Origin of the sequence: Arthrobacter sp. StoSoilB22, from assembly GCF_019977315.1 — a bacterium.
Classification (GTDB): domain Bacteria; phylum Actinomycetota; class Actinomycetes; order Actinomycetales; family Micrococcaceae; genus Arthrobacter.
Genome location: NZ_AP024652.1, coordinates 3,576,010 through 3,588,425, shown reverse-complemented (window position 1 = coordinate 3,588,425; position 12,416 = coordinate 3,576,010). Strand labels below are relative to the sequence as shown.

12 protein-coding genes are annotated in these 12,416 nt (G+C 63.0%); 8 read left to right on the top strand and 4 right to left on the bottom strand.

What is annotated here, in order from left to right; translation table 11 throughout:
- Nucleotides 1-42: 42 nt before the first annotated feature.
- Nucleotides 43-1,259 (bottom strand): IS3 family transposase gene (locus LDN70_RS16630; RefSeq protein ID WP_142937384.1). Its coding sequence is split into 2 segments (ribosomal slippage): nt 43-995 and nt 995-1,259, totalling 1,218 coding nucleotides; the frame shifts between segments, so codons are not numbered across the junction.
- A gap of 229 nt (nt 1,260-1,488) precedes the next feature.
- On the opposite strand from LDN70_RS16630, the gene LDN70_RS16625 reads away from it, so the two are divergent.
- Entirely contained in the window at nt 1,489-1,743 is a 255-nt protein-coding gene (locus tag LDN70_RS16625) for a glutaredoxin family protein (protein ID WP_142938093.1), read from the top strand.
- A gap of 76 nt (nt 1,744-1,819) precedes the next feature.
- The gene (locus LDN70_RS16620) at nt 1,820-2,527 is read left to right on the top strand and encodes a redox-sensing transcriptional repressor Rex (protein ID WP_223940833.1); all 708 of its coding nucleotides are present in this window, start codon (nt 1,820-1,822) and stop codon (nt 2,525-2,527) included.
- A gap of 47 nt (nt 2,528-2,574) precedes the next feature.
- On the opposite strand, the gene LDN70_RS16615 is transcribed toward LDN70_RS16620, so the two are convergent.
- The 3 genes from LDN70_RS16615 to LDN70_RS16605 all read right to left on the bottom strand — a co-directional run bounded on the left by LDN70_RS16615 (nt 2,575) and on the right by LDN70_RS16605 (nt 5,047).
- Complete coding sequence (locus tag LDN70_RS16615; RefSeq protein ID WP_223940832.1) at nt 2,575-3,321, bottom strand: YhjD/YihY/BrkB family envelope integrity protein; 747 nt, start codon at nt 3,319-3,321, stop codon at nt 2,575-2,577.
- Nucleotides 3,322-3,582: 261 nt separating this feature from the next.
- Nucleotides 3,583-4,305, bottom strand: a complete 723-nt coding sequence (locus LDN70_RS16610; protein WP_223940831.1) for a hypothetical protein — start codon at nt 4,303-4,305, stop codon at nt 3,583-3,585.
- A 190-nt stretch (nt 4,306-4,495) separates the two neighbouring features.
- Complete coding sequence (locus tag LDN70_RS16605) at nt 4,496-5,047, bottom strand: YceI family protein (protein WP_024817916.1); 552 nt, start codon at nt 5,045-5,047, stop codon at nt 4,496-4,498.
- A gap of 207 nt (nt 5,048-5,254) precedes the next feature.
- On the opposite strand from LDN70_RS16605, the gene LDN70_RS16600 reads away from it, so the two are divergent.
- The 6 genes from LDN70_RS16600 (at nt 5,255) to LDN70_RS16575 (ending at nt 12,416) form a co-directional block, all read left to right on the top strand.
- The gene (locus LDN70_RS16600) at nt 5,255-5,920 is read left to right on the top strand and encodes a histidine phosphatase family protein (RefSeq protein ID WP_166841797.1); all 666 of its coding nucleotides are present in this window, start codon (nt 5,255-5,257) and stop codon (nt 5,918-5,920) included.
- 4 nt (nt 5,921-5,924) lie between these two features.
- Nucleotides 5,925-6,530, top strand: coding sequence for a TlpA family protein disulfide reductase (locus tag LDN70_RS16595; protein ID WP_142938097.1), 606 nt, complete (start codon nt 5,925-5,927; stop codon nt 6,528-6,530).
- Nucleotides 6,531-6,535: 5 nt separating this feature from the next.
- The gene (locus LDN70_RS16590) at nt 6,536-7,291 is read left to right on the top strand and encodes a cytochrome c biogenesis CcdA family protein (protein WP_166841796.1); all 756 of its coding nucleotides are present in this window, start codon (nt 6,536-6,538) and stop codon (nt 7,289-7,291) included.
- Entirely contained in the window at nt 7,291-9,006 is a 1,716-nt protein-coding gene (resB, locus tag LDN70_RS16585) for a cytochrome c biogenesis protein ResB (protein WP_223940830.1), read from the top strand. Before LDN70_RS16590 ends, resB begins: the two co-directional genes overlap by 1 nt.
- A complete protein-coding gene (gene ccsB / locus LDN70_RS16580) occupies nt 9,006-10,073 on the top strand; it encodes a c-type cytochrome biogenesis protein CcsB (RefSeq protein WP_223940829.1) in 1,068 nt (355 codons plus the stop codon). The genes resB and ccsB overlap by 1 nt, the downstream gene beginning before the upstream one ends.
- A gap of 210 nt (nt 10,074-10,283) precedes the next feature.
- Complete coding sequence (locus tag LDN70_RS16575; RefSeq protein ID WP_223940828.1) at nt 10,284-12,416, top strand: Hsp70 family protein; 2,133 nt, start codon at nt 10,284-10,286, stop codon at nt 12,414-12,416.

The window sequence follows — 12,416 nt, the reverse complement described above, 5'->3', positions numbered from 1 at the left end:
CGGTCGTCAAGTTTTTGAGACAGGTCTCGTTGTTGTTTTTGGTTAGGCGGCCAGGGGTTGCTGGGCGCGGGTTTGGTAGTTGGTGTGGGCTTTGGCTGGTGGTATGCCGCCGGCTCGGCGGTTGGGCCGGCGGCGGTTGTACCAGCCCTCGATGTATTCCATGACACCGGTTCGGGCGGCGAGTCGGGAGCCGTAGCGTTGGTGGTGGTAGAACTCGGTTTTGAGGTGGGAGAAGAAGTTCTCCGCGACGGCGTTGTCCCAGCAGACCCCGACTTTCCCCATGGACTGCGTCACCGAGTTATCGCCGCACCATTTCTGGAATTCATCCGAGGTGTATTGGGTGCCCCGGTCCGAATGGAACACCACCGAGGCCCCGGTCAGGTGGCCGTGGTTGCGGGCCATTTGCAGCGCCGCGGTGCACAGGCTCGCGCGCATGTGCCCGGCCATGGACCAGCCGATGACCATGCCGGAGAAAAGATCGATCACCGTAGCCAGGTAGAGCCAGCCCTCACCCGTGCGCAGGTAGGTGATGTCACCGACCAGGCGGGTTCCGGGCACTGTTGAGGTGAAGTCCCGCTTGCCCTCTGCATCGAGCATGTGGTTCTCGATGTGGGCTGTTTTGGCCTGCGGATCCTGGACGGTAGTTGCCTTCCAGGCCTGGGTGCGGACGGCCCGCAGCCCGTGCTCACGCATGATCGCCCCGACAGTGGGGGCCGAGACCCGCACTCCCTTCTCGTTCAAAAGCAGGGTCAGTTGGTCCCGGCCGGCACGGCCCTTCTCCTCCTTATACAGCTCGGTAACCGCGGCGGCGAGATCCTGATGCCGTACTGCCCGCGGGGATGGCCCGGCCGGGTTGCGCCATCGGTAGAACGAGGCCCTGGAAACCTTCAACGCCCGGCATAGCCAGGCCACGGAATGGTTGGCCTTCTCCGCTTCGATGAACTCGTAGAAGTCCTCTACTTTTGCTTCGCGGCAAAGAAGGCGCTGACTTTTCCCAAGAACTCGACCTCGGCCTTCAATCTCTCGTTCTCAGCCAAGGCCTTCCGGTGTTCATCCCAGGACACCGGGCCCGGGTCCACAGGCTCTAGAGCAGGACCGTCCTGATGTTTTCCCCGGTGCCGATGAAGCCAGTTCCCCAACGTGCTCTCCTTCACCCCGAGCTCGTCAGCGACTTGCTTCACTGAACGATCCGAGGACAACACCAGCTGCACAGCTTCCTCACGGAAAGCCGCATCATATTTTCTTCTAGGACCAGTCATTCTGAAGTCGATCTCCCATCAACCTGTCTCAGAAAACCATACGGCCGCAGCGTCACCCACGGCGTGGGATGTGAGAGAGCGTTGGCGGGACGGGCTTGGGATGTGAGAGAGCGTTGGCCGGTCGGGCTTGGGATGTGAGAGAGGGACGGCGGAAGGGGGTGGGATGTGAGAGAGGGACGGCCGGAAGGGGGTGGGATATGAGAGAGCGTGGGGCCGGTACCTTTGAGACATGGCTATTCCCGACGTCGTTCTCCTCACCAAAGCTGACTGCCACCTCTGCACGGAGGCTCGTGCCGCCGTCGAGCGTGTCACAAAAAGTCTTGGCGTTCAGTGGACCGAGCAGAAGATTGACGGCGACCCCCAACTGCAGGAGCGGTTCGCAGAGGAGATCCCGGTGGTGCTGGTGGACGGTATCCAGCGCGATTTCTGGAAGATCGACGAGCAGCGACTTACCCGGACCTTGAAGAAAGTCCTGGAGGGCTGAGGGTGGGGTTACCCGCAGGTAATGGCTTTTGTTGAGTCCGCCCGAGGGTCATAGAGTGGAACAACAAAGCGACGCAATGGAGAATACCGTGACTGCGCTGGAACCGTCCCCGGAAGCCACAACCGGAGACAATGAGCCTGCCGCCAAGCAGATCCCGCCCGCGGCCGTGGCCCGGATGACCCTCTATTTGCGTGCGCTCAACTCTCTTCTGGCCGAAGGCGTTGAACGGGTTTCCTCTGAAGCACTGGCGGAAGCCTCGGGCGTTAGCTCATCCACGCTCCGCAAAGACCTTTCCTACGTTGGTTCCTACGGGACCCGCGGCGTAGGTTACGAAGTCCAGAACCTGAGCCGCCACATAGCAGCAGCCTTGGGGCTGACCCACGACTGGAAGGTGGCGATTGTGGGCGCCGGCAACCTCGGCAAAGCCCTCGCCCGGTACGGCGGCTTCGAGTCCCGAGGCTTCGACGTCGTAGCCATTTTCGACGCTGACCCCATGGTGATCGGCAATGAAGTGGGTTGGTTGCGGGTCAGTGACTCAGCCGAGCTGGAACGGGTCCTGGAACGGACCCACGCCAACATGGTGGTGCTGGCCCTGCCTGCCACGGTGGCCCAAGCCGTGTGCGACCGCGTCATTGCCGCAGGCATCCGGAGCATCCTCAGCTTCGCCCCGGTACTGCTGCAGGTCCCGCCGCACGTCAACCTCCGCAAGGTGGACATGGCAACCGAGCTACAGATCCTTGCCTACCACGCACAGCGGGCGCAGACACCGGGCCAGGCTGTTTAGCCTTCGCCGGGTCCGCGCCCGCGTGTACTGCTCGGAAGCGTGGGTGTTTAGCGCCCGTACGGATTCTGGTACGGGTTGCCGAAAGGCTGTGCCTTGCGGAAGTACGGCGCCGACGCCGGCAGGTACAGCAGAACGATCGCGGCAACACCCAGCAGGATCACAATGAGCTGCAGGACGCCGTAGGTGGCACCGAACTGGAACAAGCTGGTGAGGCCCAGAACAGAAATGGCAGCGAAGACCGTGCCCAGGATCCTTGCCCAGTTCTTGCCCTTCCGGACAGGGAAGGCAACCAGTGCGTAGAGGCCCAGGGAAATAAAGGCACCCACGATGGCACTGACGCCAATGACGCCACGCATGCCTTCCATGGACCCTTCAGGCAAATCGGTACCCTGCTGGGCCGCCTGCTGGTTCATGGCATTGATGAAGGCATCCGCACCGGTGGTGGCCAGGATAATCGAGCTGATGGCGGATAGAACTCCGGCGGCGATGATCATCCAGAAGGCGTAATTGACCATCTGCGGGACGGTGGTGGGTCCGGGCTGCTGGCTTGGCCAGTTGGTGTCCTGGCCGTACTGCGGAGCTGCGGGAGGCTGACCATACGGGGAGCCCTGCTGACCGTATTGCGGTGCGGCGGGGGACTGCTGACCATACTGCGGCGCGGCGGGAGACTGCTGGCCGTATTGCGGTGCGGCGGGGGACTGCTGACCGTACTGCGGTGCCGGGGGCTGGGAGCCGTTTGTGCCGGGCTGGTTAGTGTCGCCCGGGTTTGACGGCGGGTACGGAGGGTTGCTCATGGCATTCCTTTGCTTGTTCGACTGCTGGTGCGGCCGCCGGGATCAGCAAAACGACCCTGCCCCCAGCGTGGTTCTGCTACCACCGTACCTCCAGGTCCTTGCGCTGCAGACGATCACACGCAGGTATTTACAGCTGGCGGGAAAAATCATCATGTGGGCTTACGCCTTCATGATGAAGGCCGCGGGATCCCTGGGGATTCAACCGCGGCCTTCAGCCTGCATTTGCGTCGAAAACGCCCGACGGCGGCAGCTGGGTACGTGTCAGGCGTGGCCCTTGACCGCCTTGAACCACAGCTGTGAATTAGGTAGCCACATCAGTACCACGGCTACGGCGCTGACCAGGAAGCCGAACCAGTTGCCACCCAGGCCCATCCCTGAGCCTCCGCCGCTTGCTGCGCCGAAGATGGCCAGCAGGAGGGAGATGCCGGCCAGGATGGTCAGGGCGAGGCGTGCCCATTCTTTGCCTTCCTTCATCTTCATGGCCAGGACCACCTGGGCGGCAGAGACGGCCAGGGTGAGGAGTAGGAGGATCAGTGCGATGGCAGCGAATCCTGGAGCGAACGCGAAGGCGGCGATCACCGCGAAGAAGGCGATGAGGCCAAACAACAATCCCAGGAGACCGGAGATCACCCAGATGAAGTAGGAAACCTTCAGTTCCGTTGGCAGGCCCTGGGTTTTGAACATTCCCGAGAATCCGCCCTGGGGCATGACGTCGTTGAAGTTTCGCGGTCCGTCAGTGGGCATTTCAAAGTGGAAACCCGGCTGGCCGGGTGCGGGCTGGGCCGGTCCAGGCTGTGAGTATTGGCCGGGTTGCGACGGCGGCTGGTAACCCTGCGGTGGCTGGTAACCCTGGGGCGGTTGGTAGCCGGAGGGAGGGACGTCGCCGTGCTGCGGAGGTTGGGGACCCGCAGGAGGAACATTGCCGGGCTGCGGAGGCTGAGCGCCGGGCTGCTGTGGCTGTGGTGTTTCGTCTGGGGTACTCATGGCATCACTTTAGACCGCAGGTTGAAGGATGCATAGGAAATTCGGAGCTAACGCGCAGCTAAATACAGGCTTTTTGCCGAACAATTGCGAGGTGACTTCTCCCTACGCGAAACGGCGCCCCCACAGATTGGACTGTGCAGGGCGCCGATTGCGGACGCGGGCCGGCAGAAGCCGGCCGGGTGGTGAAGGACTACGCGGCAGCCGGTGCGATGAAAGCGAGTTCCAGGTTGATGACAACCTTGTCGCTGACCAGGACGCCACCGGCTTCGAGGACGGCGTTCCAGGTAAGGCCGAAGTCCTTGCGGCTGATGGTGGTTTCACCGGAAACGCCGGCGCGGGTGTTGCCGAAGGGGTCCACTGCTACACCGTTGAATTCGGTCTCGATGGAAACTTCCTTGGTCACTCCCTTGATTGTGAGATCGCCCACGAGGTCGAAGCTGTTTCCGTTGGCCTTGACGTGCCGGGACACGAAGGTGATTTCCGGGAACTTCTCTACGTCAAAGAAGTCTTCGCCCTTGACGTGCCCGTCGCGGTTGACGTCGCCGGAGTCGAAGCTGGCGGTCTGGATGGTGGCGGTGACCTTGGAATCGGTCAGGGTTTCGCCAACTTCCAAGGTGGCCGTGGCGTCCTTGAACTGGCCGCGGACCTTGCTGATGCCTGCGTGGCGGACGGTGAAGCCGATTTCGCTGTGGGAAGCGTCGAGGGTCCAGGTGCCGGTGGTGACGGAAGCGGGGAGAGTCATCATGGTGTTGCTCCTATATCAAGTGGTGGGTACTGCGTGCTTGTCCGGTCGAGCTCATTGCTTGAAGCGTCAACCGAGCTTCGTACCCAGTATAAACATGCATATGCATCTTTTATTCCAACTCCACGGAACATTTCGGGAAAACTTTGAGTTCTACTAGCGGTAGAAGATTTCGGATCGCCCCGCTTCTTTGAGAAACTGGTAAACATGCCCCAAGCAACTGTCCATCTGCTTCGCCATGGCGAGGTCCACAATCCCGACGCCGTCCTCTATGGCCGGCTGCCGGAATTCCACCTCTCAGAGCGTGGCCGGGAGATGGCCCGGATGTTGGCGGACCACTTCACGGCCCGCGCCAGTGAAGGTGCCAAGATTGTGCATTTGGTAGCCTCGCCGCTGACCCGCGCCCAGGAAACAGCCATGCCGACCTCCGAGGCGCTGAACCTGGACATCACCACGGATCCTCGCATCATCGAAGCCGAGAACCACTTTGAGGGACTCCATCCCACCAAGAGCGAGTTCCTCAAGCCCAAGCATTGGTTCTACTTCCGAAATCCCCTGCGGCCTTCCTGGGGCGAGCCCTACAAAGAGCAGGCGGCCCGCGTTCTGGCGGCTGTGGAAGACGCACGGGTGAAGGCGATCGAGCTCGGTGGCGACGGCGCTGAAGCCATTCTGGTGAGCCACCAACTTCCCATTTGGTCAACCCGTTTGACCGCTGAGGGCCGCCGCCTCGCGCACGATCCCCGCAAGCGTGAATGCACCCTCACCTCCCTGACATCCTTGACTTTGGACGATGCCGGCAAGATCGTGCGCGTCGAATACTCCGAGCCTGCTGCCGTTCTGCTCCCCGGCGCGGCGAGCACCCCGGGGGCATAGAGGCATGGACAACAATCTTTCACGCCGCGGCGTGCTGACCGCCGGAGGAGTTCTCCTGGCAGGACTGACCATGGGCCTGTCCGCATGCGCTCAGGAAGACTCCCTTGCCAAGCAGGCCAAGGCCGGCGATAACAAGAACTACGTGGCAGGCGACGGCTCGGTGACGGAATTCGCGAAGGCTGACCGCGCAGCTCCGGTGGCGCTCAAGGGCACTTTGTTTAATGGACAGACCGTCAAGCCTGAGGATCTCCAGGGCAAAGTCACCGTGCTCAACTTCTGGTTTGCCGCCTGCGCTCCGTGTCGCATCGAAGCTCCCCAGCTTGAAGCCCTGCACCAGGACTTCAAGGACCAGGGAGTCCAGTTCTTCGGCGTTAACCTTCGTGACGAAAAAGCCACCGCTGAGGCCTTCGACAAGACCTTCAACATCACCTACCCGAGCTTCGATGACAAGGACGGCGCAGTGCTGCTGTCCGTGTCCGGCATTGTCCCTCCAGGTGCGGTTCCCACCACCCTGGTCCTGGACAAGGAAGGCAAGGTTGCCTCCCGCGTGCTGGGCGAGATTGAGAAGAGCACCCTAAAGGCCCTCATCACCTCCGCAGCGGCGGAGTAGCACCCATGAACAGTCCATTCGCCGAGACGATCCTCAACGGATCACTGCTGCTGGCTGTGCCGGTGGCATTGCTGGCCGGGCTGGTCTCCTTCCTTTCGCCGTGCGTCCTGCCGCTGGTCCCTGGTTACCTTGGCTACGTCACGGGACTGACCGGCGTCGACCTCCAAAAGCAGCGGCGAGGCCGTATGCTGGCCGGAATCGGGCTGTTCGTCCTGGGATTCTCGGTGATTTTTGTCCTCTTGGGCGGTGCTTTCGGTCAGCTTGGAACGTTGCTGACGGGTCCGCAAAACGCCTGGATCACTCAACTGCTGGGCATCCTGGTGATCATCATGGGCGTGGTGTTCATGGGTGGTTTCGGCTGGCTCCAGCGGGACGCGAAAATCCATGCCAAACCGCCGGCAGGCTTGTGGGGCGCTCCGCTCCTGGGGCTGACGTTCGGCTTGGGTTGGGCGCCCTGCATTGGTCCGACGTACTCCGCGGTACAGTTGCTGAGCTTGTCCGGCGGTTCGTCGGCGGCCAAGGGTGCCCTCCTGGCGTTCGTTTACAGCCTTGGCCTTGGCATTCCGTTCCTCCTGATTGCGTTGGCTGTACGCCGGGGCATGGGAGTCATGTCCTTCTTCCGAAAGCATCGGCTGGCCATCCAGCGGATCGGCGGAGGCATTCTGATTTTGCTCGGCATCCTGATGGCCACCGGAGTGTGGGGAGCCTGGGTGACCGAGTTGCAGTACTGGTTCCAAAACGATGTGAAGTTGCCAATCTGATGAGCGAGTCCGTGAAAGCCAAGAAGAAGTCACCAGCCGCTGAGAACACAGCGGACGGAAAACTCCAGCAGGCCAAGTCCGAGGCTGCCCTGCCCGCGCTTGGTTTCAAGGGCATGCTCCGGTGGTCCTGGACCCAACTGACCAGCATGCGCACGGCTCTGTTCCTGCTGCTCCTGCTGGCCGTTGGCGCGGTCCCGGGTTCCCTGTTTCCGCAGCGGCCGGCCAATCCGGTGGTGGTTACTGACTGGATCAGGAACAACCCAACAACCGGCCCATTCCTGGACGCCCTCCAGATGTTCGACGTTTACTCCTCGGCCTGGTTCTCGGCCATCTACATCCTGCTGTTCATTTCCTTGATCGGCTGCGTTACTCCCCGCGCCATTGCCCATTACAAGGCCATGAAGTCTCAGCCGCCGCACACTCCCAGGCGCCTTTCGCGCCTGCCGGAATACGGCACTCTGGCGCTGCCCGCCGACGCCGGGATCCCGGCGTCGAAGGCCGTCACCGATGCCGCCGGGCTGCTCAAGAAGCGCGGCTACCGCGTGGAAGTCAGGGACGTCGACGGCGACCTGCCGTCCTTGGGTGCCGAGCGCGGCTTCCTGAAGGAAGTGGGGAACCTGGTGTTCCACACCTCATTGATCGGGGTGCTGGTGTCCGTGGCCATTGGTGGCCTTTTCGGGTACAGCGGCCAGCGGATCCTGGTGGAGGGCGACACGTTCGTCAACACCCTGGTGGGCTATGACCAATTCACTCCGGGTACCAACTTCCAGAGCAGTTCACTCCAGCCGTACTCCATGCAATTGGACAAGTTCGAGGCCACGTTCGATCGCGGTGAGTCTCCCGGCAAGGCCGGCCAGCCCATCGATTACACCGCTGAGGTGACCACCAAGGAAACCCCTGATGCGCCGGGCAAGAAGGAAACACTGAAGGTCAACGACCCCGTTTCCCTCGGAGGAACCAGCCTTTATCTCACCGGAAACGGCTACGCGCCCATGGTCACTATCCGCGATGGGGAGGGCAACGTCTCCTTCGAAGGGCCAGTGATTGCCAAGGTCCAGGGCGACAACTACTACTCGTCCGTGGTCATCAAGGTCCCGGATGCCAAGCCGGAACAGCTGGGCTTTGTGGGCTTCTTCCTTCCGACGGCGTTCGTTACAGAGACCGGCACCTCGTTCAGCGCTTCCCCGGAACTCTTCAACCCCCAGCTGAGCCTGAATTCCTTCTATGGTGACCTCGGCCTGGACAAGGGCGTGCCCCAGAACGTGTTCGAGTTGGATGTCAAGGACTTGAAACCCCTTAATGCCCGCGACCTCGCTGCGGGCGGCATCACCTTAACGCCCGGAGCCACCGTGGACCTGCCCGAAGGCAAGGGCAGCATCACGTTCGATGGCGTCAAGAAGTACATCGGCGTGGACATCCACCACAACCCCGGCCAGCTGTACGCCTTGATCTTCGGTTTCCTCGCAGTCGCCGGTCTGGTCATGTCGCTGTACATCAACCGCCGCCGCGTCTGGGTCCGCACCGGAACCCACTCCGATGGCCGCACCATGGTGGAATACGGCCTGCTGGCTCGCGGCGAAGACCACCGCCTCGCCGGTGAAGCAGCAGCCCTCCGCGAGATCTTTGCCCGGGAATGGAACATCCCGGAAACGCCGGCCACGCCGGACACCGCTACAACAACTGCAGGATCTTCCTCAACCTCGAAGGACCAGTAATGCCCGTCATCAACGAAACCCTGGGCCAGTACAGCGAGCTGTTCATGCTGTTGGCCGCCGGCACGTACACCGTGGCGTTCATCGCCTTTGCCTGGGACCTGGCCAAGAGCAGCAAGATGCTCCGCGCCGTGGACCAGAAGGCTGCGGCCAGCACCACCGACCACAAGGTGAGCGTTGCTGCGGGCCGCGTCGCGGCAGGTTTGGGAGGTCCCGACGCCGGTGGGCCGGCTGGTCGCGCCGAGCGTCCGACGTCGGGCCTCACCGTTGAGGGCGGTACCGCCGCCGGCGACATGAAGTACGCAGGCGCACGCCGCGCTCCTGCCCGCGTGGCCGTCGCGCTGACCGTGCTGGGTGTGCTGATCCATGGTGCGGGTGTGGTGACGCGTGCCTTCGGTGCAGGCCGCGTGCCGTGGGGCAACATGTACGAGTTCCTCACCACCGGTGCTTTCGTGGCAGTGGCTGTCTTCCTTATAGTCCTCATCCGTAGGGATCTCCGCTTCCTGGGCACGTTCGTGATCGGCTTGGCCATCATCATGCTGGTAGCGGCTTCGGCTGCTTTCTGGACTCCAGTGGGCCATTTGGTTCCGGCGCTGCAGAGTTACTGGTTGATCATCCACGTCTCCATCGCGGTGCTGTCCTCTGCACTGTTCACCCTGACGTTTGCCATGTCCGTGCTGCAGTTGCTGCAATCTCATCGCCAAAAGAACCTGGCTGCCGGCCGTGCGGACAGGTTGGGCTTCATGCGCCTGGTTCCGAACGCCTTGAGCCTTGAGAATCTCTCCTACCGCATTAACGCCATCGCTTTCATCGGCTGGACGTTTACCCTCATGTTCGGGGCGATCTGGGCCGAGAAGGCCTGGGGCCGGTTCTGGGGCTGGGACCCCAAGGAAGTGTGGACCTTTGTGATCTGGGTGGTCTACGCGGGCTACCTGCATGCCCGGGCCACACGCGGTTGGACCGGAACCCGTGCCGCATGGTTGTCAATTGTTGGCTACGCCTGCGTCATCATCAACTTCACGCTCGTCAATACCGTTTTCAACGGTCTGCACTCCTACTCGGGGCTTTAGGCCGAGGGGCCTGCCGCTTTGGCCCTCTGAGCAGGGGCTTTGCTCCTGCACGCGGATGACGGTCGCGGAGTATGACAAATCGGTGTAGCAATCATGACAATTTGGTGTTGCAACTAAGCCTTTTGCCCGTCAGGGGCAGGTGCTACCTTGTTCAGGACCCGCTTGTGATGCAGCCCGCTAGCGACGCGCCGTGACCTTTTCGAGGTAACCATGAGCTATGTTCTCGCCATCGATGTCGGAACAAGTTTTACCGCCGCAGCCCTTGTCAAGCCCTGCCAAGGACCCACTCCAACCCCTGAAATTCTCTCGCTGGGATTGCATGGCAGTGCCGTGCCCTCGGTGCTGTTTTATGCCGGCGACGGCCGGGTGCTGGTAGGAGAAGCCGCCGAACGTCGCGGTCTGGACGACCCCCAACGCATGGTGCGGGAGTTCAAGCGCCGCATAGGTGACTCCGTTCCCCTCGCTGTGGGCGAAAGCTGGCTGGCACCAGAGGACGTGTACGCCACCATGGCCCGATGGGTGGTGGATAAGGCCCAAGAGCGCGAGGGCACCGCGCCGACGTCGATCATCATGACCCACCCTGCAGCGTGGGGTCAGCACCGCACCTCACTGGTCCTGGCAGCGCTCACCATGGCAGGCCTGCAGGACATCACCCTGATCAGCGAGCCGGAAGCGGCTGCGCTGCACTACGCCTCCCAAACGCGCGTGGAGGACGGCAGCATTATCGCGGTGTACGACCTCGGCGGCGGTACGTTCGACACCGCAATCCTTCGCAAAGCCGGAGCGGGCAACTTTGAGCTATTGGGCCGTCCGGATGGCATTGAAACTCTGGGCGGCGCCGATTTCGACGCCGCCGTCCTGCGCCACGTCATGGGTCACCTTGGCGACGGCCCGGCCATGGACCCGGCCTCTCCCGAGACCTTGGCTGCACTGGCGCGGTTGAGGCGGGAATGCCGGGAAGCCAAGGAGGCACTCTCACTGGACAGCGAAGCCAGCGTGGCCGTATCCCTGCCCGGAACCCAGACGTCGGTGCGGCTGGTCCGCTCCGAATTCGAGGCGATGATCGAGGCCCCTGTCAGGGATACCGTGGACGCCCTCCAACGCAGCCTGAGAACCATCAACCTCCAAGCCCAGGATCTCAGCGCAGTGCTGCTCATCGGCGGGTCTTCCCGGATACCACTCGTGGCAGAGCTGATTTCCGTGGAACTTGACCGACCAATCGCCGTTGACGCCGATCCCAAATCGTCTATCTGCCGTGGCGCTGCTGTCGCTGGCCTGCTCTCGCAGGGGGCGGACGCAGTGGATGCCGCGGCAGCCTCGGCCACGGCCGCTTCAGCTCCGGCCGCTGCAGCCTTGCCATCCGGGCCTGTAAAAACAAGCGCGGCGGCTGCGATGCGGAGGCCGCACGTCCCGGGCAGGGCTCCGGCATTCAACCACCCCAAATCCAGTGTGACCACACCAGGCCGGCATGCCCCGCGGCCCCCCGTGCGGATGGCGGCAGCAGCCGCTGCGGCCGCTGCCGCGCTGACCATCGCGACTGCCACGGCGGCCCAAAGCCCCGCAGGCTCAGGACTGCTGGCCACCATGTTCGGCAATCAGGCAGCGGATGTCATGCGCGACGGCGGTGCTCAGGCAGCCGGGGCACAGGCTCCCGGCGCCCAAGGCAACGGCGCTGGAGGCGCAGGGGGTTCGATCCCGGTTGTCGGAGGACTGGCGGGCGGTCTCGAAGCGAGCGCCAGGGCGGGCGTCACGAGGGCTGGATCCAACGGAAAGGCGCCAGCCAAAGGTGCAAACACTCAGGGTACGAACCCCGGGTCAACCAGCGCGGGCACCGGTGGTACAGGAAGCGCCGGGTCCGGCTCCGGAACCACTGCCGGGACGGGAACCGGCGCGGCCGGCACCACCCCACCGGTTGCGCCGGGGGCGTCCACCCCACCGGCTGCACCGGCTCCGGGTACTCAGACGCCGGGTACCCAGGCCCCGGGTACCCAGGCTCCAGGTACCCAGACCCCGCCAGCGACCCCTGCACCTGATCCCACAGGAGGTGCCGCCAGCGGACCGACTCCGCCACCGACCACAACACCGCCAACGACCGAGCCCACCACCCCACCGGTAACAGAACCGACAACACCTCCGAGTACTCCCGCGGACCCAGTGACTCCACCCCCAACGCCGGAACCGACCGTGCCGGCGCCCGAGCCGACGGTGGTCCAAGACCCTCCACCCCCGGCACAGGAACCAATACTGCCGCAAGAGACCACACCGCCGGCCGTCCCTGACCCGGCTCCGTTACCAACGGAAACCAGCCCCGCTGCGGATCCGTCGCTGCTCTCGGCGGTCTAA